Raw genomic sequence first — 21,875 nt, forward strand, 5'->3', positions numbered from 1 at the left:
AAAACATCACTCATAACTTGGCACTAAGCTTGCAGTAACCAATACAAGTTAGAATTTTAAGGGTCATCGTTATGGATAAAATGGTATATATCGCCATGTCAGGCGCGAAGCAAAGCTTACGCGGTGTGGCATTAAAAGCGAATAACCTTGCTAATGCCAATACGACTGGCTTCAAAGCCGATTTTGCGCAAGCCCGCTCAATGCAAGCGTTTGGTGAAGGGTTACCGACTCGGGTGTTTGCTATGCAAGAACGCCCTGGCACCAATATGACCGGTGGCGCTATCGTTGAAACCGGCCGTGAGCTGGATATTGCTGTGGATGATAAGTCTTGGCTCAGTGTGGTGGACGCCAGTGGTGAAGAAGCTTACACCAAGGTAGGCACGCTCAACATCCGTAATGATGGCGCCTTGGTCACCAGTCATGGCCGTCAACTAATTGGCGAAGGCGGTCCTATCGTTCTTCCTATTCCAGTAGATAAAGTGGTGTTTAGTGACGATGGCTCAATTCAAGTTAGGCCTCAAGGCGCCCCTGCCAACTTTTTGGAAGTGGTGGATAGGCTCAAGATTATTTCAGCCGATAATAGCAAACTGGCGAAAGGCAACGATGGCCTGTTTAGACCAAAAGAAGACAAACTTGAAGACGGCATTTGTGGTTTTTGTGAAATATCACCCACTGCCAAAGTCCAGAGTGGCTTCTTAGAAATGTCCAATGTTAACCCAGTTCACGAGATGGTGGATATGATCAACCATCAAAGACAATTTGAAATGCAAATTAAGCTGATGAAAACAGCTGAAGAAATAGACGAGCGACACACTTCGCTCCTACGCATAGTATAAGCGTGAGGTAAGAGTTATGAATCCTGCACTGTGGATAAGTAAAACCGGCTTAGATGCCCAACAAACCGATATTTCGGTGATTTCGAATAACTTGGCAAACGCCAGTACGGTGGGCTACAAGAAAAGCCGTGCTATTTTCGAAGATCTTTTATATCAAAACATCAACCAGCCAGGCGGGCGCAGCTCTCAAGATACTGAACTGCCTTCAGGCTTGATGCTAGGTGCTGGTGCTAAAGTGGTTGCTAACCAGAAAAACTTTTCTCAAGGCAATATGCTCAGTACTGAAAATTCGCTGGATTGGATGATCCAAGGCCCGGGTTTTTTTGAAATTCAAATGCCTGACGGTACCACGGCGTACTCCCGTAATGGTCAGTTCACTACTGATGAGGAAGGGCGAGTCGTGACATCTGGTGCGGGCTTCCCACTGCAACCAGAAATGAACGTACCGGATGATGCTCAGTCCATTACTATATCGCAAGATGGTGAGGTGTCAGTAAGAGTCGCCGGGCAAGCCGAAAACGTGGTCATTGGTCAGTTGGTGATCAGCGACTTTATCAACCCATCGGGCTTAGAGCCAATCGGCCAGAACTTGTACACCGAAACCGCAGTAAGTGGTGCGCCAGTACAAGGGAATCCGAGCGTTGAAGGGCTTGGCAAAATTGTGCAAGGGGCATTAGAAACGTCTAACGTAAATGTCACCGAAGAGCTGGTTAACTTGATTGAAACGCAACGGGTTTATGAAATGAACTCGAAAGTCATCTCATCAGTGGATCAGATGCTTAGTTACATTAATCAGCAACTTTAATTAGGGGGTAGTATGCGTGCATTATATTTAGCCATCGCAACGGTTGCAGCACTCAGTGGCTGTAGCACAACACAGAATAAACATGTGGTGCGTGATGATCCTTATTATGCACCTATCTACCCAGAAGAAACACAGTCGCAAATGGTCGCCACGGGCTCACTGTTTAATACCCAGTTTTCCAATGATCTATACGCCGATAAAAAAGCGTTGCGAGTAGGAGATATTATTACGGTGGTGTTAAGAGAAACCACGCAAGCGACTAAGGCGGCAAACTCCACGCTGGAAAAAGACAGTGAGGTGTCAGTGGATCCTTTGATAGGCTTAGGGGGAAATGCCATTAATATTGGTAACGATGCCATCCAGTTTTCATCGGGCTCGGCCTCTTCCTTTGAAGGAGACTCACAAGCTAACCAGTCTAATAGCCTATTTGGTAATATTTCCGTCAATGTGACGCGTGTTTTACCTAATGGCAACCTAGTGATCCGCGGTGAGAAGTGGCTGACCTTGAATACTGGCGAAGAGTTTATCCGTTTAGAGGGGCTGGTACGGCCTCAGGATGTCAAAGCGGATAATACCGTAGAGTCTAACCGTGTTGCCAATGCTCGAATTCAATATTCAGGCAAAGGCGATCAGCAAGAAGTGCAAAGTGCTGGTTGGTTAACGAGCTTCTTTATGAGCGCGATAATGCCATTTTAAGGGTGTAACAAATGAATAAGTCGATAGCAAAACTACTGTTAAGTTCAGCGCTGTTCGCTCTGACTGTGATTTCCTTTGGCAGTAAAGCAGAGCGAGTTAAAGATGTTAGTATGGTTGAAGGCGTGCGTTCAAACCAGTTGGTAGGTTATGGCTTAGTTGTAGGCTTACCGGGCACCGGCGAGCAGACCCGCTTTACCGAGCAAAGCTTCAAGGCAATGTTAAATAGCTTTGGTATTTCGATGCCGGCTAATTTAAAGCCAAAAATTAAAAATGTGGCAGCCGTGGCTGTGCATGCGGATTTACCTCCTTTTGTAAAACCGGGCCAAACCATTGATGTTACTGTGTCTTCTATAGGCAGTGCCGGAAGTTTGCGTGGCGGTACCTTGTTACAGACGTTTTTAAAAGGCGTGGATGGTAATGTCTATGCCATTGCTCAGGGCAGCTTAATTGTCGGCGGCCTAGGTGCTGAAGGGGCTGATGGTAGCCGAGTGGTGATCAACACCCCAACCGTTGGCCGCGTTGCCAATGGCGCTACGGTTGAGCGCGCGGTACAAAGTCCGTTTACTCAAGGAGATTATATCACTTTTAATCTCAACAACCCGGATTTCACCACAGCAAAGCGTTTAGCAGACACCATTAATGATTTAGTCGGACCAAACAGTGCGAAACCAATGGATGCGGCTTCGGTAAGGGTAATTGCCCCACGAGACCCATCACAGCGAGTGGCGTATTTATCCACCCTAGAAAATTTAGAGTTTAAACCAGCAGACACCGCTGCCAAAATTATCGTCAACTCGCGTACCGGCACCATTGTGATTGGCAAAAATGTGAAATTACAGCCTGCAGCTATCACTCATGGCGGCCTCACAGTAACCATCGCTGAGCAACAAAATGTGGCGCAACCCAATGCTTTGGCAGAAGGGGAGACCGTGGTGACACAGCAAAGCATCATCGATGTTGATCAAGATGACTCACGGGCCTTTGTGTTTGACCCTGGTGTTAGCCTAGACGATTTAGTCCGCGCTATAAATCAAGTGGGCGCAGCCCCTGGCGATTTAATGGCGATTTTGGAAGCCTTAAAAGAGGCCGGCGCGATTAATGGTCAATTAGTCGTCATATAAAGGTTGTTTTATAATCAATAAGTTAGCCCCACAAATGTGGGGCTTTTTTTTGGTCTGTTTTTTGCATTATCTAAGTATGTGTTTACAACAGTGCTTAACAGTATGAATACCGACCAGCTGAAAAATCAGAGCTTTTTTGACTTAGGCAATCTTGACTCCATCCGTAAGGAGGCGCTTCAAGGTGCTGGCGATAAAAATGCGTCCGATCAGGCATTAGAAAAAGCGGCCAAACAGTTTGAGTCAATTTTTACGCAAATGCTGCTAAAGAGCATGCGTAAAGCCAATGAAGCACTAGAAGATAAAGATAGCCCCTTTAATTCCAGCGGCGTGAAGTTCTTCGAAGAGATGCATGACCAACAATTGGCAATGCATTTGTCAGATAAAGGCAGCTTGGGCTTGGCGGATCTTATTGTGCAGCAACTCTCGCCCAGTACTGAGGGCTTTAAGCCAGCGTCGGTGCTGCGAGGAGATACCGCTTTGCCAGCACGCTCAGAAACCAAGACCAACACCACTGTTAAGCCGAGTGCTGAAGATAGCATGGTGGTGGCTAGTCAAACTGCTAATGAACAAGCAGCGAGCTTTTCTTCTCCAGATGAGTTTGTTGAAAAAGTATGGGACTACGCCAAGTCAGCGGCTAAGAAGTTAGGATTAAACCCAGCAGTAATGGTGGCACAAGCAGCACTGGAGACAGGCTGGGGACGGCACATTATTAATAAAAAAGAGGGTGGCAGTAGCCACAACCTTTTTAACATTAAAGCAGACAGTCGCTGGCAAGGCGACAGTGCCAAAAAGTCGACACTGGAATTTGAGCAAGGTTTGCCAGTACGCAAACAAGCTGATTTCAGGGCTTATGACTCAATAGCGGATAGCTTTGATGATTACGTCAGTTTCTTAAAAGGTAACCCGAGATACGAGCAGGCGCTGCAAAAAGCGGACGATAGCCACGCTTATCTGGACGAGCTACAAGCGGCAGGCTACGCCACCGATCCAAACTATGCCGATAAAATAAAGTCAGTTTTACAACGCATCGATGTCTCTGGACTGGTATCGGGTGCGTTTACTAAGGGAGTCAGATGAGATGTCATTTGATCTATTAAATATTGGGGCCAGCGGGATCAGGGCAAGCTCTGAGCTGTTACATACCACCAGTAAGAATATTTCTAATCTCAATACCAAGGGGTATATTCGTGAGCGCACCGAGCATGGTACCACCATAGATAATATGGTTGGTCGTGGTGAAACGGTGCGGCTATTAAATGAATTTGCCCAAAAGCAGCTTAACCGTGATGTTTCTAATCAGTCTTATTACGAACAGTTTGTCACCGAAGCAAGCCGTGTTGATACCTTATTTGCTGAAGAATCCAATAGTTTAAGCAAAAGCATCAACTCGTTATTCAATAACTTACAAAGCGCTGCCAATGTGCCGTCGTCCACGACTAACCGTTCTTTATTTATGACAGATGCCCAGAACTTAGTGGATCAGATGGATAGATTGTCGGGCATTGTGGTGGATCAAAATAGCATTGTGAATGAGCAGCTAGATATCTTCTCTACCGAAGCGAACAACCTTATACAAAAGATCAGTGACTTAAACAAACAAGTGGCTGGGCAATCAGGTGGCGATATGAACAACGTCGACCACAGTGTGCTCAATGAGCGCGATGAAGCCATTAAAGATTTATCTAAGCTGGTAGATATCGAAACCATTGATGGTAAGAATGGCCAAAAGCTGGTTTTTATGGGCAGTGGTGAATCTTTAGTAATGCAAGATGGCTCGTTTAACTTATTTGCCACCAAAGGCGATCCCGATCCCAACCACAAATCGCTGGTATTGGATATAAAAGATCAGCAAGTAGTGCCAATAGAGATGGAAAGTGGCTCACTAAAAGGCAAAATTGGTGGCTTGTTGGCGTTTCGCGATGAGGTGTTAATCCCAGCCCAAAACCAACTTGGTCAAATAGGTATTGCATTAGCCGATGCGTTTAACCAACAAAATAAGTTAGGCATGGACTTAGACGGCAACTTAGGCAGTGACTTGTTCACCATTCCTACCGTAGGAGCTTATGCTTATAACGATAACACCGGTAGCGCTTCAGTGAATGCTACAGTAGAAGCTGGACGCGGCAATGAATTGCCAGCCACCGATTTTGAAATTACTTTTACTAGTGCCACCACCGTAGAAATTGCTGCCATCGATGCTAAGGGCAACGTAATTGGTACTCCCTCCACTGCAAACGTGGCAGGTGGTGTGATTGATTCCACGACGATTACCAGTGGTGAGTCATTTGGACTTTCGATGGACGTTTCTGGCGTTGCAGCCGCAGGGGATAAATTTGTGGTTAAGCTCAACCAGGAGGCGGCAACGAGTTTGCAGCTGGCGACACAAAGGCCTGAGGCAATTGCGCTGGCATCCCCAATACGCACCGAAAAGTCGGTAGATAATACCAGCGAAGCAAGTATTAGTGCAGGCGTAGTCAGTGATACAGATCCTACGACTAGTGCATTCACAGGTGCTACACCACCTACGCTCGATGATGGTCCTTATACCCTAACGAAAACGGGCAATGCCGACGAATACACGCTAACCAGTGATTCGGGAACCACTCATACCTTTACTGCCCCAAGTGATGGTAAAGATATTATGTCTGGTGTTGGCGGTGGTGCACCGGCGCCATTTGATAATTTAGGCTTTACCTTTGATATTGAAGGCACGCCTAATGCCGGTGATAGCTTCACCATTGCCTTTAATACTGGTGGCTTTGATGACAACCGCAATGGCTCGGCACTGTCTGAGCTGCAATCATCAGATTTAGTACGTGAAAATGTGGTTGCAGGGGCCAATGCCGACAACCACAAAACCTTTAACCAAGCTTACACCGATGTTGTTACTGGCGTGGGTGTGGTGACCAACCAAGCGAAAACCAATGGTGAAGCGTTTGAAGCGCTGGCTAATCAATCTGAGGCGTGGTTTGAGTCTATTTCTGGTGTCAACCTGGATGAAGAGGCGGCAAATTTATTGCGTTTTCAGCAGTCCTATTCAGCTTCTGCGCAGGTGATATCTGCGGCAAGAACCGTGTTTGACACCTTATTAAGTGCAGCGAGGTAATTATGCGTTTATCTCAAAATCAAATATTTAACAACAACTTAAATTCCATTTTGCGTAACCAGCAAGATGTCAATAAGGCGTCAGAGCAGCTTAATTCGCAAAAGCGGGTGTTAAGTGCCTCGGATGATGCATCGGCAACAGCGCGAGCCATGCTTTACGATGATAAAATTCAAGCTAATGAGCAATATGGTAAAAACTTCGCCATGTTGTCATCGCGACTAGATACCCAAGAGTCGTTGTTGGAAAACATTAAGTCAGCGATAGACAGTGCCTACACTAAGTCTATTCAAGCGGGTAACGGTGGCCTTTCTGATATAGATCGAGAAGCCATCGCGGACGAGCTCGAAGCCATACAAAGTACCATTTTGGATTTGATGAACTCTAAAACCGAAGATGGCAAATACATTTTTTCTGGCTATCAAGACGACACTCAAACATACAGCTTCAATAGTTCAACAGGCAAGTATGAATATGGCGGCGATCAAGGACAGCACAAAATCCGTCTGTCGGAAAGTGTTGAGCTGCGCTCAAGCGACAACGGCTTTGACGTTTTTGAAAGTGCTAAAAAGCGTTTAAATGTGGTCTCAAATACCGGAACGGTCACTGGGGGGATCACCTCCGCCAGCGTTTATGTCGATCAGCAAGGTGTATTCGATAAGTTTCATCAAGATAACTATAATGCTGATCCCGCGGCAGGTGCCGGCGCCAATACTTTTGATTTAGTGGTCAGTGCTGGTACACCTAACACCTACCAACTTGAACAAGGTGGCACAGTCATTTCAACTGGCAGCTTTGAAGGAAATAAAGTCAAAGTCGCTGGTATGGAATTTAACTATCAAGGCGCGGCGCCTGGACAGATCAGCTTTGACTTGGAAAAACCACAAAAAGAAAATGTCCTTAATACCCTGGAGGGCATGATCACTGCACTGCGTGACCCAAGCGTCACTGGAGAGGATTACAAGCAGATGCTTGCGACCGGCATAACCGGACTGGATAACGCTAAGATCGAAGTCTCTAGTGCACAAGCAGGTCTTGGTGGGCGGTTAAATGCGGCAAAGCTAGTTTCACAGTCGAATGCAGACTTGGACGTTAACAATAAAGCCAATAAAGCTGAGTTGATAGAAGTGGACTATTATTCGGCAATATCTGAGCTGACCAAACACGAAACGGCTTTGCAGGCTTCGCAAGCAACATTTGGTCGTTTATCCAATTTATCCCTTCTTGACTATATCCGTTAAATAAGCAGCCTATTTAGGCTGCTTTTCTTTTACTCTCCTTATCTAGCAAAAAGCTACCTAAGTATCAGAAAGTAAATAGCATTGTCATGGCTTTAAATAACTAAAGTGATGATGTCAAAGTTTTGCCGCTGAGTGACTAAAATAAGTTTAACCTACATAAAATCAGTAGCTTAGTATTTTTTTTAAAAAAATACTAAAGGAATATTTTTGCTTACCGATAACTTAATTAACCAAGCCGGAGAGTGAAAAACACTTGAAGGGTGGAAAAGAATCTAAGTTTGAGAGTGTAATACTCGATTTAAAGTGGGAGAGTCATCATGGCACTTTATGTAAATACTAACGTAAGTTCATTGAACGCACAAAGACAATTAATGCAATCTGGTAACTCACTAGATACTTCATTTCAACGTCTATCCTCAGGCTTCCGTATCAACAGCGCTGCTGATGATGCTGCAGGCCTACAAATTTCAGACCGTTTGACTTCACAAATCAATGGTCTTAACCAAGGTAACCGTAACGCGAACGACGGTATCTCACTAGCGCAAACTGCTGAAGGTGCGTTGGATGAGGTAACTTCAATGTTCCAGCGAATTCGTACACTGGCACAACAAGCAGCTAACGGTTCAAACACTGACGAAGATCGCTTAGCAATACAAGAAGAGATACAGTCTTTATCTTTGGAAGTTAACCGTGTTGCGAAAGACACGACCTTTGGCGGTCAAAACCTACTAGATGGCAGTTATGAAGCGAGTTTCCAGGTCGGTGCAGATGCTGTCCAGACGATAGGTTTCAGCATGAAAACCGTCGGAGGAACAGCTGCTGCAAATTCAATTGAAGCTGATGGAGGCTTTACTTTATCTGGTATTGCAGGGGTAGCATCGACTATTAGTGATGGAACGCTGGCTTCAAACCTGAGCGGAATTGATACTGTAGCATCAACTGCAACCGCGGGTGACTATACCTTCGCTGATGTATTTACAGCGGATGACATCAGTGTTTCTTCACAAGCAAATGCTCAAGCCGTTCTTGCTGGTATGGATGCAATGATTGCTGTTGTAGACAAAAAGCGTGCGGAGCTTGGTGCGGTACAAAACCGTTTTCAATCAACTATTCGAAACCAAGCTAATATCTCGGAAAACTTATCCGCTGCTAAATCTCGTATCAAGGATACAGACTTTGCACAGGAAACAGCAAACTTAACTAAAATGCAGATCCTTCAACAGGCTAGCCAAACCATCTTAAGTCAGGCTAACCAGCGTCCACAGGCTGCTTTAAGTCTTCTTGGATAATCGCTAGGAAGGTAAGTAAAAGGTGCCTAGGCCGAATGGGGTATTTGCCTAGGCACCAAATTGGATGATAAAGCGGAGGAGCTTAAAATCCAATTGCGTTCATAAACAATATGAACACGTTTATTAAAGCACAATGCGTGCCAGTATTGTGCTAAAAAAATGACACTCACTCTCAAACTATTTAAAAAGAGGCGAAAGCCTCTTTTTCTTTAACTCCCAAATACCTCTCAAGCTTCATAAATACTTGTATAAAGGTCATTCTCAAAATATTAACCCTTAATATTTTAAAAGTTGGATCGCTAATTGCAGTATCTTGATCAGATAAAAAATTTGGCGTCAAAGTGGCAATTGGTTGCCTTTGTAGGAAATAACCCTGATGCATACATGCCGCTTTGTCATTGAACTATCTATCAATTAGATAATTGATTTGACAAGAAAGAGAGTGAGTTATGGCTTTATATGTTAATACTAACGTCAGTTCTATTAATGCTCAGAGACAACTGACTAATTCAGGTAATGAACTAGATACTTCATTTAAGCGTTTATCATCAGGTATGCGAATCAATAGCGCAGCAGATGATGCGGCAGGTTTGCAGATATCTGATCGCCTCCAGTCTCAAATCATGGGACTAAATCAAGGCAACCGAAATGCAAACGATGGTATTTCTTTGGCGCAGACAGCTGAAGGTGCAATGGACGAGATTACGTCGATGTTTCAGCGAATAAGAACTCTTTCACAACAGGCTGCTAATGGTTCTAACACTGATGAGGATAGACTTGCCATTCAAGAAGAGATTCAACAGCTTTCTGCCGAGGTTAATCGCGTTGCTACTGATACTACATTCGGTGGGCAGAATTTACTCGATGGAACTTATGAGGCAAATTTTCAGGTGGGAGCTGATGCTGTTCAGACTATCGGTTTTAGTATGAAAACTGTCGGTGGCTCAGCAGCAGCAAACTCATTGGAGGGCAATGGCGGTTTTACTTTATCAGGTATTGCAGGGGTTGCTTCAACAGTTAGCGGCGGCTCTCTAGCATCAAACCTTAGCGGTATAGATTCAGTTGCATCGACTGCTGTAGCTGGAAACTTCACTTTTGAAGATGTCTTTACGGCTGGTGATATAAGTGTGTCGTCGCAAGTTAATGCTCAGGCTGTTTTTGCAGGAATGGATGCATTAATTGCAGTAGTAGATAAAAAAAGAGCAGAATTAGGTGCGGTACAAAATCGTTTTCAATCAACAATTCGAAACCAAGCCAATATTTCTGAGAACTTAAGTGCTGCGAAATCTCGCATAAAAGACGCTGACTTTGCAGCTGAAACAGCTAAGCTAACAAAAAACCAGATTTTACAACAAGCCAGTCAGACAATTTTAGGACAAGCTAACCAAAGGCCTCAAGCAGCACTAAGTTTATTACAAGGCTAAGAGCGATATATTTTAACAAAGTTACTAAAGCTTTCTTTTTATCAGTCGATAGATGAGTTAGAGAACTATAACTGTAGGACTCTAACCCATCGAAGTTGAAGGGTAGGGGTATCCCGATGCTTCGTGAACAATTGATAAAGCGGAGGCTATTATGGCTTTATATGTAAATACTAATGTGAGTTCATTGAACGCACAGCGTCAGTTAATGAAATCTGGCAATTCACTTGATACTTCATTCGAACGCTTATCTTCCGGCCTGCGGATTAACAGCGCTAAAGATGATGCTGCAGGCATGCAGATTGCTAATCGTTTAACAAGTCAAGTTAATGGTTTAAATCAGGGTAACAGAAATGCTAATGACGGTATTTCTTTGGCACAAACTGCTGAAGGGGCACTGGATGAGGTTACCTCAATGTTTCAACGTATACGTACTCTCGCACAGCAAGCTTCTAACGGCTCAAATACCGACGAAGACCGTTTAGCTCTACAAGAAGAGATACAGTTATTATCTTCAGAAGTTAACCGTGTTGCGAAAGACACGACCTTTGGTGGTCAAAACCTGTTAGATGGTACTTATGACGCAAGCTTTCAAGTTGGGGCTGATGCTGTTCAGACTATTGGTTTCAGTATGAAGACTGTGGGTGGTACAGCTGCTGCAAACTCTATTGAAGCTGATGGAGGCTTTACTTTATCTGGTATCGCTGGGGTAGCATCGACTATTAGTGATGCAACGCTGGCTTCAAACCTGAGTGGAATTGATACAGTTGCAGCAACAGCAACCGCAGGTGATTATACCTTCGCGGATGTATTTAAAGCTGACGATATCAGTGTTTCTTCACAAGCGAATGCTCAGGCAGTACTTGCCGGTATGGATGCGATGATCGCTGTTGTAGACAAAAAGCGTGCGGAATTGGGTGCGGTGCAAAACCGTTTTCAGTCTACCATCCGTAACCAAGCCAATATTTCAGAAAACTTAAGTGCTGCGAAATCTCGTATTCAAGATACAGACTTTGCACAAGAAACTGCCAACTTAACTAAAATGCAGATCTTACAACAAGCAAGTCAGTCTATCCTCAGCCAAGCAAATCAACGTCCTCAAGTGGCGCTCTCTTTACTAGGCTAAATGAGCACAGTTATAAGCCACTTTATAAAAGTGTTTTTTCCTGAAGTGGCTTATACTATATAGAAATATAGGAGTTGTTAAAATGAGCGATGTAAATTCAACTCACTGGTCAGCAGAAAGTTTAACTAGCCCTTCAAGTAAGAGTCTTGTTAATAATACAGATTTAAAAAATGAAGATCGCAGTAAAGGCGCAGAAGTTGCATTATTAGGGGCTGTTGATTCGAAGCAAACTGACCAGCTAGATTCAAATAACAAACAAAGATTAATTGCTGATGTTAAAAATAACTTGGAGAAGCTTAACGAGTATCTCCCGGTAACCTCAACTAATTTGGTCTTTGAATTTGATGAATCGGGTGAGCCTCCAATTATTAAAGTACTAGATAAAAAAAGTGAAGAGGTGATCCGTGAAATTCCGTCAGAAGAGTTTCGTGAAGTCGCTAAAGCATTGGATGAGTTTGCCGATAAGTTAATCAGTAAAGGCTTGTTGTTTGACAAGACAACATAGAAGTAAGTCAGAACGTATCAGGAGTTAGTTATGCCATTAATTACATCAGCCGGTGTGGGGTCGGGCTTAGATTTAGAAAGCATCATAAGCGCAACGCTTGACGCAGAAAATAAACCTAAGCTGCAAGCCTTTGCAAAAAAAGAGAAAACTCTTGAGGTTGAACTCTCATCTCTTGGTGAGATCAAATCGGCAATGTCTAAGCTTCAAGATACGATAGAAGAGCTCGGTGATATTGACAATTTCAATAAGCGTATAGCAAATATTCAACAACCTAATAGTGATGAAGGCGACTTAATATCTGTAACTCCGACATCCAAAATCTCCACAGGAGATTTTAATATCGAAGTTGTGGAGTTAGCACAGGGTAGTCGAGCAATTTCCAACGATGGTCTGTTTACTGCAACTGATGATGTAGTGACAGCCTCTGGTGGTACGCTCAGTTTCGCAGCTGGTGATAAAAGTTTTGGCGTTACCCTTGATGCTGGTGCAACACTCGCCGATTTACGTGATGCAGTAAACAGCTCTGACAATAACTTTGGTGTTACTGCAAACATAATTAATACTGGCACTGAATCTAAGCTAGTCTTTACTTCTAATGTAACTGGTACAGGTAATGACCTTGCTATTTCCAACGATAACTCCGAACTCGATGCTGTGTCGACAGAAGCGAATGCTGGTGGCGCTGGTGGGATTTCAATTGCAGCTGGGAATGAAGCAAAAGATGCCGTCATTAAAGTTGATGGAATCACCATTACCAATGATTCTAATACCTTTAAAAATGCAGTACAAGATATGACTATAACTGCTAAGCGTCAAAGTGTTGACGGTGAAACTGCAAAGTTATCAGTTGATGTGGATAGAGAAAGTGTAACAACGTTAGTAGATGAATTTATAAAAAATTATAATAATCTGATTGGACAAATTGGTCTTCAAACACGGGTAGGGAAGCCGCTAAATAGTGACTCTACTATTCGTTCATTCGACTCTCAGCTAATAAATGCTTTATCAACCGAGTTAACTGACGCAGGGCCCTTTTCAAGTATTTTTGATATTGGTTTAGGGATTGATAAGGATGGGTATCTAGAAAAGTCTTCACTAGTGCGTAGCCTAAACGAAGCGATGGATGAAAACTACGACGATATTGGCACAGCATTTGCTGGAGAAAACGGTATAGGCAAAAAGCTTGAAGGTTTGCTCAGCAATTATGTTGATTCTAGCGGCATTCTAAAACAAAGAGAGAATAGCCTAAATAGTCAACTTGATGATCTAGAAGATGATATAGATAACCATGAGTATCGCATGGCATCGTTGGAAGAGAGTTTGCGGAAAAAATATGCTGGTTTGGATGTATTAATAGCACAAATGCAGCAAACGCAATCTTATTTAGGGGCGCAATTGTCAAGCCTACCGGGTTTTACCAAGTCAAAGTAAAATAGGAGCATATAATGTATAACGCTCGAGTAAAAAAATACCAAAAAGAAGCACTTAAAACTAGGGTCGCTGGTGCTGATCGATTTGAAATAATTCAAATGCTTATGGCTGGAGCGATTGAGAAAATGGTGCTAGCTAAGGTTTCAATTGAAAAAAAGCATTTGGAAGCCAAAGCTGAGCATATTTCTAAAGCCTCAGCTATTATAGAAGCATTGCGTGGTTCATTAGACTTTGAAGTGGGTGGTGAAGTAACTGAAAATCTTTATGCCCTGTATAGCTATATGATTGATAGGCTACTTGAAGCGAGTGTTCAAAATGATCCAACTATAGTAGATGAGGTTTCTAACTTGCTGAAAGAAATTAAGTCTGCTTGGGATGCCATACCCGTAGAAGTTAGAAAGCAAACATTGGAGGATAGTGCTGCTAATGCGGGTTAAAGTTCAAGATCTGGAGAAGGAGCTCACTGAAATATCTGATTTTCTCAAGAAGGACAAGCAAGAAGAGGCCTATGAGAAAATTAAGTCTTTCCACTTAAATCTCGAGGCTCTATTAAGCCACCCAGATCAAATAACGGCATTAGAATTCGACAAATTAAATTTATTAAATGCTCAACTTGAAAATTTGTGCCATGAGCTTGAGGATTCAAGATTAGCAATAAAGAAACAACTAGGTTCTATGACTGTTAACCAAAACAAATTAAATGTCTATAAAAAATTTAAATAGGACTAAAATGCCTACCCCTCAAGACCTTCATAAACAAATACAATCTTTGGAAAGCTCCCTTGAAAAGGCTAAACAACATGAAGAGCGAGAGAAAAAGTTCTCCATTAACGCTAACAAAATGTTTGAAAGAAACCTCAAAGCACTGCAAAAGTTTTATCCAAATCTTGCAAGTGCTGTAAATGAGTACGTTCCTCGAGATGACTTTTGTATTCATGTTACAGAGACTGAAGTTGGCAACTTTGTGTGCAAAGGGCAAAAGCGACCAATTTATTCCGGTGACCCAATTGCACAGGTAAGCGATCAAGTTAAAAAAGCAATTGAATACCCTACGTTTACACTGACAAATTACTCTCATTATCCAAAAGATATGAAAGATAATAGGCTGCATATTGAGTATATGAGGAAGCTTGGTCAAGAGCTAGAAAAAATTGACCAAGACCGTATTCCAGAAATGACGAAATTACCAGACCGTTTCCCAAGTGCAATGATTTTTGGCGTTGGCCTTGGTTACCATGTACCGCTAATCATGGAAAAGACAAGGTTTGATTATACTTTTATCATTGAGCCTGATTTTGAACAGTTTTTCGCCAGTTTGTTTTGTGCGGACTGGGCTGATGTTATTGCTAAAGTAGACTCAAAAGGAGACTGTTTATTTCTTTTGGTTGGGTGTGATGAAGCAAACTTGATTAATGATCTGAGTAAAATTGTAGATGATATAGGTGCATTTTCGGTTGTTCGCAGCTTTTGCTATCAGCACTCTCCAATGCCAGTAATTAATTCTTTAATAACACGCTTCTTCAACGATTTTTTTCAATTCCAATTTGGTCATGGGTTTTATAATGACGCCACCACGGGGTTGTCACATTCTTTGACACATTTAAATAAAGGGACTCCTTTTTATTCGCCTAAATATCAGGTGAAGGGAAAGGTTAAAGAAACTCCTGTTTTTATCGTCGGAAATGGCCCCTCACTCGATGAAGCGTCTGAATTTTTAAAGCGAAATCAAAATAATGCAATTATTTTCGCTTGCGGAACAGCTTTGGCATCTCTTATTAGAATGGGGGTAACACCCGATTTTCATGTTTTAGTAGAGAGGCCCTACAGAAACTATCAAGCCGTTTTAGACATGGCAAGCTCAGAAGTTTACAACCAAATTAACTTACTTGCAGTAAACACTGTTTATCCAGACACAACTGACTTGTACAAATGGTGTGGCTTAGCTTTAAAAGGCAATGAATCAGGCACAGAGTTGATAAACAAGGCTTTAATCTTGAGTGGAGAGCAGCCAATTTTACCTACTTCACATTCAAATCCTTTAGTGTCTAATACAGGGCTTTCTTTTGCACTACACTTTGGGTTCTCTAATGTCTATTTATTTGGGGTTGATAATGGCAAGCTCGTTGGTGGTGGGCATCATTCTAAGTTTAGTATTTATAATGATAGTAGTGATAAAGAGTTTAACTACACGCCCCAACAAATGAATGATGGTTTTTTGAATGGCAATTTAGGTGGTACTGTAGAAACAAGTCACCTTTACAAAGTATCAAATCATCAACTTGAGTTAGCCTTGGAAAAAATAAAAGTTACGGCTTTTAATGTAGGAAATGGAGCTTACATTAAAGGGTGTACACCTGTTACATCTGAACTATTAATTGATTTGGAAGAAGTAGATAAGGAAAAAGCTGTCACAGCGGTGCAAGAGCTTTTCAAGTACATCAAACTGGATCGGCCTGAAAATGAAATTGTTAAAAAGGAACATGTTGCCTCTGCTTTTGAACATTTATCAGCGATAGCTAAAGAAGAGTTTCAAAGTGTAGATGAAGCCGCAGACAACCTTAAAAGGCAACAGCGCTACCTATATGCATTTAAAAATACAATAGATAGCTATATTTTTCATATAATTAAAGGTTCTCTTCTTTATTATCATTGTCCTATGCTAACAAGCCTGTTTAAATATCAAAATAAAGAAGAGTCATTAGCCATTTATAAGCGCCTTAACTTTTTATGGTTGGATTATCTCAGTGCAATGTCAGCTCATTTCGAAGAAAAAGGGCTTGATAAATGTGATTGGGAGCTTTACTAGCATCAAAGTAAAAAATAAAAATTGGATAAAATAGCATGAATGAATGTTTATCATTAAGTGCGAGATTGTATGAAAAAATCTTATTAATCCGGCGTGCGGAAGAAGTAATTGCCGAGATATACCCGAGTGATAAGATAAAAAGCCCCGTGCACTTAGCAATTGGACAAGAATATATTTGTACAGCCGTTATCGATCATTTAAAAAAATCTGATTATGCCTGTGGTACTTATCGTGGGCATGGTGTCTACCTTGCAAAAGGTGGAAGCCTTGATTCCATGATGGCTGAGTTATATGGCAAGTCAACTGGTTGCGCAAAGGGAAGAGCTGGTTCAATGCATTTAGTGGAAGCGCAGCAAGGTATTATTGGTATGTCTGCGGTTGTAGGCACTGGTATACCTGTTGCTGTTGGACATGCTTTAGCAATAAAGCAAAAACAAACTTCTGATGTTGTTGTTGTTTTCATGGGAGATGGAGCGACAGAAGAAGGTTGTTTCAGTGAAAGTATCAACTTTGCAGCACTACATAAATTACCTATCTTATTCGTTTGCGAAAATAATCAGTTAGCTATTCACGAGCCGCTAGAGAAGCGTTGGGCAAGTCCTAACCTTACAGAGCGAGTTGCATCATACGGTATTCCAGCAAAGCTGTTTACTTCTCCTGATGTTTTTTCTATTCATAGCTATGTTGGAGAACAAATTAACAACATGAGAAATGGTGGTGGACCTGCTTTTATTGAATGTCTTACTCATCGATGGAGTGAACATGTTGGTCCAAATGAAGACTACGACCAGGGTTATCGTTCTGAAGAAGTTGGAAAGCAATGGCGTGAAAACGATGTGCTGGTTTCACTCGCGGACTCTCTAGAACCGCAAATTCAAGCAAGTATTGCAGAAAAAATTGAAGAAAAAATCAGGGTAGCTGTAGATTTTGCTGAGCAAAGTCCGTTTCCTGAACCGAAGGAGCTTTTTGACTATGTCTACGCTGGATAATACTCGGCTGTTGAAATATTACCAAGCATTGAATGAAGGCGTTGAACAAGCAATGCTTGAAGATGAACGTGTTTTCATGATGGGACTAGATGTAGATGACCATAAAGGCATACAAGGTTCAACACTTGGCTTAGTCGATAAATTTGGTGCCGAAAGAGTATTTACAACTCCTCTGTCGGAAGACGCCATGACAGGAGTTGCGATTGGTGCCGCCATGGCTGGCCAAAGGCCTATTCATGTTCATATTCGCATGGATTTCATGATGCTGTGTATGAATCAATTAGTTAATATCGCGGCAAAGAGTCACTATATGTACGGTGGTACAGTGCAAGTGCCTATGGTTATACGTACAATGATAGGTAAGTCTTGGGGTCAGGGGGCTCAGCATTCACAAGGGTTACACTCCATGTTTGCACATGTTCCCGGGCTTAAAGTGGTAGCCCCTTCTAATGCTCACGATGCTAAGGGATTAACAATTCAGGCAGTTAGAGATAATAACCCGGTTATAATTATGGAGCACCGGCTTCTTTATGGAACTGAGTCATATGTGCCTGAGGAACCTTATGCCATTGAGTTTGGTAAAAGTAGAGTTATTCAGGCGGGATCAGATTTAACCATAGTGGCTATTTCTAACATGGTTGCAGAGTCAATTCGTGCTGCAGAGCTGTTATCAGCTCAGGGAATAAGTGTGGAAATTATTGATCCTGTCACAATCTCTCCACTAGACTCTGAAACCATTGAAAAATCAGCAAATAAAACTGCAAAACTACTCATTGTTGATAATGCTTGGCTTAATTGTGGTGTTTCTGCGGAAATTTCAGCACGAGTTGCTGAAAGCGAGATAATAGATAAAAAAGTGAGTGTTAAACGTCTTGGCTTTGCCCCAACAACTTGCCCGACTACGCCAACCTTAGAGCAGGCTTTTTATCCATCACCTAGATCTATTGCAATTGCTGCAATGAAGTTATTTGATCCAAGTAGTCAATGGGAGCCAAATGACGAACAATGTGAGTTAGCATACCAAAAAAACTTTAAAGGACCGTTTTGATGTCATACAACTTAGCAGCACCAAGCTGGGGACAAGAAGAGCTTGATGCTTTACAAAAAGTGATGGACTCGGGGTTTTTTACAATGGGCCCGATTGTATCAGAATTTGAAAAACAGTTTGCCAGCTACCATAAGAAGAAGTATGCAATTATGGTGAACTCGGGCTCATCGGCTAACTTAATATCCGTAGCCTCATTATTTTTTAAAAAAGATAACCCCCTCAAAAGAGGTGATGAGGTACTAGTTCCGGCTTTGAGTTGGGCCACAACATACCATCCGCTTCAACAGTATGGCCTAAAAGTTAGATTTGTTGATATCGACCTTGATACTTTAAATATTGATCCTGACAAACTGCGTAAGGCAATAACAGATAATACTCGTATGATTTTAGGGGTTAGCATTTTAGGTAACCCCGCTGCATTGGATGTTATGCGGGAAATTGCTGATGAGCATGGGCTATACTTTATGGAAGATAACTGTGAGTCTATGGATGCTGAACTCAATGGTAAAAAAGCCGGCACATTTGGCGACCTTAATACGTTTAGTTTCTTTTTTTCTCATCATATATCAACCATGGAAGGAGGAATGATTTTAACTGATGATGATGAGCTGAATGAAGTGTGTCGCAGCCTGAGAGCTCATGGTTGGACTAGAGACTTACCAGCGGATTCTACTTTATTCGATAAAAAAGAGGATGACCTGTTCGAAGCCTATCGCTTCATATTACCTGGCTATAATGTCAGGCCCACAGAATTGAATGCAGCTGCAGGTATCGAACAACTGAAAAAGCTACCTGATTTTACTAAAGCGCGAAGAAAGAATCTCGCTGTGTTTAAATCCTTATTTGAAAACGATGAAAGATTCATTATTCAAAAAGAGAACGGAACGAGCTCTTGCTTCTGCTTCACCATTATTCTGAATCCTCAAATGAACCTTGATCGAAAAGCAATTTTTGCTGCACTGACAGAAGCTGAGATTGGCTTTCGAATTATTACCGGAGGAAACTTCCTTCGTCATGATGTTATAAAATATTATGATTATAGTGAATCAACACCAATCGTTAATGCGGATATAGCCCATGATTATGGATTTTTTGTTGGGAATCATCCGTTTGATTTAAGTGACGAGCTTTATAAGTTACATAACGTATTGGATTGCGCTGCAAAGGAGACTATCTGATGTCTTTAAATATATTAGTGACAGGTGGTGCAGGTTACCTCGGTTCAATTATGGTTCCTCAGTTATTGGGGAAAGGTTATAAAGTAACCGTTTTAGATAACTTTATGTTTGGACAAGATTCATTAAATGCGGTTTGTGCAGATCCTAACTTCTCTGTGATCAGGGGGGACAGCAGAGATATGGGGTTAATGTCAAACATAGTAGGTAAGTATGATGTGATTATTCCTCTAGCAGCACTTGTTGGTGCTCCTTTGTGCTCACGAGATAAAGTGGGAACAGTCACAACAAATAGAGATTCTATTATTGATCTTGTTCGTTTTCTAAGTAAAGAGCAGATGGTACTAATGCCAATTACTAATAGCGGTTATGGCATTGGTCAGCCCGGTATTTTGTGTACCGAGGAAACGCCACTTAATCCAATTAGCTTATATGGACAAACGAAAGTTGAAGCAGAAAGTGCCATACTAAATCGTGAGTCTTCAATTAGTTTTAGGCTAGCAACTGTTTTTGGTTTCGCACCACGCATGCGTCTTGATTTATTAGTGAATGACTTTGTTTACCGTGCTGTAAAAGATAAAGCTGTAGTTTTATTCGAATCTCATTTCAAGAGAAACTATATACATATCAGGGATGTAGCTAGAGCCTTTATGCACGGTATAGAAAACTTTGAAAGTATGCGCGGAGAGGCTTATAACGTAGGGCTGTCAGATGCAAACCTCTCGAAGCTAGAACTTTGTAAGGAAATTCAGAAACAGGTGCCTGATTTTACGTTTTTGGAAGCTCCTATCGGTGAAGATCCGGACAAGCGAGATTACATAGTCTCTAACGAAAAAATTGAAGCAACAGGATTCTTACCAAAGTATTCTCTAGAACTGGGTATTGCCGAACTAGTTAAAGGCTACAACATGATTTCAAACACAAAATTCAGTAATGTCTAACGTTTTCGATCTTAATAAGAAAAAAGTTTTTATTGCGGGACACACAGGCTTAGTTGGTAAGGCACTAATAAGGGCTCTTGCTGATTTTGACGTGGAAATAGTAACCGCTGATAAAAGTAAGCTAGACTTAAGAAATCAGGCGGGTGTCAGGGAGTTTATTGCTGAAAAAAAACCTGATGTTGTCATTTGTGCGGCAGCCAAAGTAGGTGGTATTGAGGCCAACCGCACCCAGCCGGTTGAGTTTTTGTATGATAACTTAATGATTGCAACAAACTTAATACGTTCAAGTGCCGAATTAGGTGTTGAGCGGTTTCTTAACCTTGCTTCTAACTGTTTCTACCCAAGGCTTGCAGAACAGCCAATTAAAGAGAAAAACTTACTAACCGGACCATTTGAACCTACAAACGAAGCATACGCTATTGCTAAGGTCGCAGCTACAAAGTTAACAGAGTATTATGCTCGGCAGTATGGCCGTAAGTATTTCACACTAGTGCCCACTAGCCTCTATGGCCCCGGTGATCATTTTAATGATGAACGAGGTCATGTAATTCCAGCTTTGATAAACCGATTTCATGAAGCAAAGTTAGGTGGAAAAAGTGAGGTTACGCTTTGGGGTAGTGGAAAGCCAACTCGAGAGTTTTTATATGTGGATGATGCTGCAAAAGGAATGCTGTACTTTTTAGAGCATTATGAGGGGGTTGAACCTGTTAACTTATGCGGTGGAGAGATAGTCTCAATTAAGGAGTTAGGCTCCATGATTGCTGCTGTGACCGGGTACTCAGGACAGATCCTATGGGACTCTTCTAAACCCGACGGAATGCCCCATAAATCACTCGATAAAACACTTTGCCAGCAATTTAAATGGTTACCTGAAATAGACTTTAAAACAGGACTTACCATGACATACCAGGACTACTTAAAACAATGCTAATTAGTCCAAGAACCTTTTTTGCCATTCATTTGTTTGAAACAAAGCCTTACGAAGATTCTGCAGGCAAATTAGAGGTGAGGGAGCCTATGGTCCAGTCTGGCTTACTTGGTGAACATGAAACCTATGCATTTGGTTGGCAAGAGGCCGACAGTGAAGAGCTAGTAAGTCAGTCTGTAGACAATTGTTTGTCTAAAACTGGTCAAGCTCCAGTTGTAGTTTATGGTGCAGGGGCTCATACAACACAATATTGGAAGTATATTAGTCGTCTTAATGTTATTGCTATTGCTGATAAGAATGAAAAGCTCTGGGGTAAAAAGCTAAACGACTTACCTATAATATCACCTCAAGATATAGGCTCTTATAGTTTAAATGTACTGGTTTCTAGCCGAGCTTACGAAGATAATATATATA

At 42.0% G+C, this 21,875-nt stretch carries 21 protein-coding genes; all 21 read left to right on the plus strand.

Going from position 1 to position 21,875, the window contains the following annotated elements; translation table 11 throughout:
* The first annotated feature begins 71 nt into the window (after positions 1-71).
* Positions 72-836 carry a flagellar basal body rod protein FlgF gene (locus tag ACNKW2_RS12025; RefSeq protein WP_419148790.1) on the plus strand — a complete coding sequence of 255 codons (765 nt, stop codon included), beginning with the start codon at positions 72-74 and terminating at the stop codon, positions 834-836.
* 16 nt (positions 837-852) lie between these two features.
* On the plus strand, positions 853-1,641 hold the full coding sequence (flgG, locus tag ACNKW2_RS12030; RefSeq protein WP_419148791.1) for a flagellar basal-body rod protein FlgG: 789 nt from the start codon (positions 853-855) through the stop codon (positions 1,639-1,641).
* 12 nt (positions 1,642-1,653) lie between these two features.
* Positions 1,654-2,337 carry a flagellar basal body L-ring protein FlgH gene (gene flgH / locus ACNKW2_RS12035; protein WP_419148792.1) on the plus strand — a complete coding sequence of 228 codons (684 nt, stop codon included), beginning with the start codon at positions 1,654-1,656 and terminating at the stop codon, positions 2,335-2,337.
* An 11-nt stretch (positions 2,338-2,348) separates the two neighbouring features.
* Complete coding sequence (locus ACNKW2_RS12040) at positions 2,349-3,458, plus strand: flagellar basal body P-ring protein FlgI (protein ID WP_336565713.1); 1,110 nt, start codon at positions 2,349-2,351, stop codon at positions 3,456-3,458.
* Between the two features lie 102 nt (positions 3,459-3,560).
* Positions 3,561-4,535, plus strand: a complete 975-nt coding sequence (gene flgJ, locus ACNKW2_RS12045) for a flagellar assembly peptidoglycan hydrolase FlgJ (RefSeq protein ID WP_419148793.1) — start codon at positions 3,561-3,563, stop codon at positions 4,533-4,535.
* 1 nt (position 4,536) lies between these two features.
* Positions 4,537-6,564: a flagellar hook-associated protein FlgK gene (flgK, locus tag ACNKW2_RS12050; protein WP_419148794.1), complete on the plus strand. Its 2,028-nt coding sequence runs from the start codon at positions 4,537-4,539 to the stop codon at positions 6,562-6,564.
* A gap of 2 nt (positions 6,565-6,566) precedes the next feature.
* Positions 6,567-7,802, plus strand: a complete 1,236-nt coding sequence (gene flgL / locus ACNKW2_RS12055) for a flagellar hook-associated protein FlgL (RefSeq protein WP_419148795.1) — start codon at positions 6,567-6,569, stop codon at positions 7,800-7,802.
* 317 nt (positions 7,803-8,119) lie between these two features.
* Positions 8,120-9,091, plus strand: a complete 972-nt coding sequence (locus ACNKW2_RS12060; protein ID WP_419148796.1) for a flagellin N-terminal helical domain-containing protein — start codon at positions 8,120-8,122, stop codon at positions 9,089-9,091.
* Positions 9,092-9,540: 449 nt separating this feature from the next.
* Entirely contained in the window at positions 9,541-10,515 is a 975-nt protein-coding gene (locus ACNKW2_RS12065; RefSeq protein ID WP_419148797.1) for a flagellin N-terminal helical domain-containing protein, read from the plus strand.
* Between the two features lie 151 nt (positions 10,516-10,666).
* Entirely contained in the window at positions 10,667-11,638 is a 972-nt protein-coding gene (locus tag ACNKW2_RS12070; protein ID WP_419148798.1) for a flagellin N-terminal helical domain-containing protein, read from the plus strand.
* Positions 11,639-11,720: 82 nt separating this feature from the next.
* Positions 11,721-12,143 (plus strand): flagellar protein FlaG, encoded by a 423-nt coding sequence (locus tag ACNKW2_RS12075; RefSeq protein WP_419148799.1) that lies wholly within the window; start codon positions 11,721-11,723, stop codon positions 12,141-12,143.
* Between the two features lie 30 nt (positions 12,144-12,173).
* The gene (gene fliD / locus ACNKW2_RS12080; protein ID WP_419148800.1) at positions 12,174-13,574 is read left to right on the plus strand and encodes a flagellar filament capping protein FliD; all 1,401 of its coding nucleotides are present in this window, start codon (positions 12,174-12,176) and stop codon (positions 13,572-13,574) included.
* A 14-nt stretch (positions 13,575-13,588) separates the two neighbouring features.
* Positions 13,589-14,011 carry a flagellar export chaperone FliS gene (fliS, locus tag ACNKW2_RS12085; protein WP_419148801.1) on the plus strand — a complete coding sequence of 141 codons (423 nt, stop codon included), beginning with the start codon at positions 13,589-13,591 and terminating at the stop codon, positions 14,009-14,011.
* The gene (locus tag ACNKW2_RS12090) at positions 14,001-14,297 is read left to right on the plus strand and encodes a hypothetical protein (protein WP_419148802.1); all 297 of its coding nucleotides are present in this window, start codon (positions 14,001-14,003) and stop codon (positions 14,295-14,297) included. The genes fliS and ACNKW2_RS12090 overlap by 11 nt, the downstream gene beginning before the upstream one ends.
* Positions 14,298-14,304: 7 nt before the next feature.
* The gene (locus tag ACNKW2_RS12095) at positions 14,305-16,380 is read left to right on the plus strand and encodes a motility associated factor glycosyltransferase family protein (RefSeq protein WP_419148803.1); all 2,076 of its coding nucleotides are present in this window, start codon (positions 14,305-14,307) and stop codon (positions 16,378-16,380) included.
* 35 nt (positions 16,381-16,415) lie between these two features.
* The gene (locus tag ACNKW2_RS12100; RefSeq protein WP_419148804.1) at positions 16,416-17,369 is read left to right on the plus strand and encodes a thiamine pyrophosphate-dependent dehydrogenase E1 component subunit alpha; all 954 of its coding nucleotides are present in this window, start codon (positions 16,416-16,418) and stop codon (positions 17,367-17,369) included.
* The gene (locus ACNKW2_RS12105) at positions 17,353-18,417 is read left to right on the plus strand and encodes an alpha-ketoacid dehydrogenase subunit beta (protein WP_419148805.1); all 1,065 of its coding nucleotides are present in this window, start codon (positions 17,353-17,355) and stop codon (positions 18,415-18,417) included. Before ACNKW2_RS12100 ends, ACNKW2_RS12105 begins: the two co-directional genes overlap by 17 nt.
* Complete coding sequence (locus ACNKW2_RS12110; RefSeq protein WP_419148806.1) at positions 18,417-19,595, plus strand: DegT/DnrJ/EryC1/StrS family aminotransferase; 1,179 nt, start codon at positions 18,417-18,419, stop codon at positions 19,593-19,595. Before ACNKW2_RS12105 ends, ACNKW2_RS12110 begins: the two co-directional genes overlap by 1 nt.
* Positions 19,595-20,533, plus strand: a complete 939-nt coding sequence (locus tag ACNKW2_RS12115; RefSeq protein WP_419148807.1) for an NAD-dependent epimerase/dehydratase family protein — start codon at positions 19,595-19,597, stop codon at positions 20,531-20,533. The genes ACNKW2_RS12110 and ACNKW2_RS12115 overlap by 1 nt, the downstream gene beginning before the upstream one ends.
* Complete coding sequence (locus ACNKW2_RS12120; protein ID WP_419148808.1) at positions 20,526-21,464, plus strand: GDP-L-fucose synthase family protein; 939 nt, start codon at positions 20,526-20,528, stop codon at positions 21,462-21,464. The genes ACNKW2_RS12115 and ACNKW2_RS12120 overlap by 8 nt, the downstream gene beginning before the upstream one ends.
* On the plus strand, positions 21,458-21,875 hold a 418-nt coding region (locus tag ACNKW2_RS12125), incomplete at its 3' end, for a nucleoside-diphosphate sugar epimerase/dehydratase (RefSeq protein ID WP_419148809.1). The genes ACNKW2_RS12120 and ACNKW2_RS12125, both read left to right, overlap by 7 nt.

It is taken from the genome of Pseudoalteromonas 'SMAR', assembly GCF_048515945.1.
GTDB lineage: Bacteria > Pseudomonadota > Gammaproteobacteria > Enterobacterales > Alteromonadaceae > Pseudoalteromonas.

Coding starts and splice junctions, on each gene's coding strand:
- ACNKW2_RS12025 (WP_419148790.1), top strand. CDS start 72: ATGGATAAAATGGTATATATCGCCATGTCAGGCGCGAAGCAAAGCTTA.
- flgG (WP_419148791.1), top strand. CDS start 853: ATGAATCCTGCACTGTGGATAAGTAAAACCGGCTTAGATGCCCAACAA.
- flgH (WP_419148792.1), top strand. CDS start 1,654: ATGCGTGCATTATATTTAGCCATCGCAACGGTTGCAGCACTCAGTGGC.
- ACNKW2_RS12040 (WP_336565713.1), top strand. CDS start 2,349: ATGAATAAGTCGATAGCAAAACTACTGTTAAGTTCAGCGCTGTTCGCT.
- flgJ (WP_419148793.1), top strand. CDS start 3,561: ATGAATACCGACCAGCTGAAAAATCAGAGCTTTTTTGACTTAGGCAAT.
- flgK (WP_419148794.1), top strand. CDS start 4,537: ATGTCATTTGATCTATTAAATATTGGGGCCAGCGGGATCAGGGCAAGC.
- flgL (WP_419148795.1), top strand. CDS start 6,567: ATGCGTTTATCTCAAAATCAAATATTTAACAACAACTTAAATTCCATT.
- ACNKW2_RS12060 (WP_419148796.1), top strand. CDS start 8,120: ATGGCACTTTATGTAAATACTAACGTAAGTTCATTGAACGCACAAAGA.
- ACNKW2_RS12065 (WP_419148797.1), top strand. CDS start 9,541: ATGGCTTTATATGTTAATACTAACGTCAGTTCTATTAATGCTCAGAGA.
- ACNKW2_RS12070 (WP_419148798.1), top strand. CDS start 10,667: ATGGCTTTATATGTAAATACTAATGTGAGTTCATTGAACGCACAGCGT.
- ACNKW2_RS12075 (WP_419148799.1), top strand. CDS start 11,721: ATGAGCGATGTAAATTCAACTCACTGGTCAGCAGAAAGTTTAACTAGC.
- fliD (WP_419148800.1), top strand. CDS start 12,174: ATGCCATTAATTACATCAGCCGGTGTGGGGTCGGGCTTAGATTTAGAA.
- fliS (WP_419148801.1), top strand. CDS start 13,589: ATGTATAACGCTCGAGTAAAAAAATACCAAAAAGAAGCACTTAAAACT.
- ACNKW2_RS12090 (WP_419148802.1), top strand. CDS start 14,001: ATGCGGGTTAAAGTTCAAGATCTGGAGAAGGAGCTCACTGAAATATCT.
- ACNKW2_RS12095 (WP_419148803.1), top strand. CDS start 14,305: ATGCCTACCCCTCAAGACCTTCATAAACAAATACAATCTTTGGAAAGC.
- ACNKW2_RS12100 (WP_419148804.1), top strand. CDS start 16,416: ATGAATGAATGTTTATCATTAAGTGCGAGATTGTATGAAAAAATCTTA.
- ACNKW2_RS12105 (WP_419148805.1), top strand. CDS start 17,353: ATGTCTACGCTGGATAATACTCGGCTGTTGAAATATTACCAAGCATTG.
- ACNKW2_RS12110 (WP_419148806.1), top strand. CDS start 18,417: ATGTCATACAACTTAGCAGCACCAAGCTGGGGACAAGAAGAGCTTGAT.
- ACNKW2_RS12115 (WP_419148807.1), top strand. CDS start 19,595: ATGTCTTTAAATATATTAGTGACAGGTGGTGCAGGTTACCTCGGTTCA.
- ACNKW2_RS12120 (WP_419148808.1), top strand. CDS start 20,526: ATGTCTAACGTTTTCGATCTTAATAAGAAAAAAGTTTTTATTGCGGGA.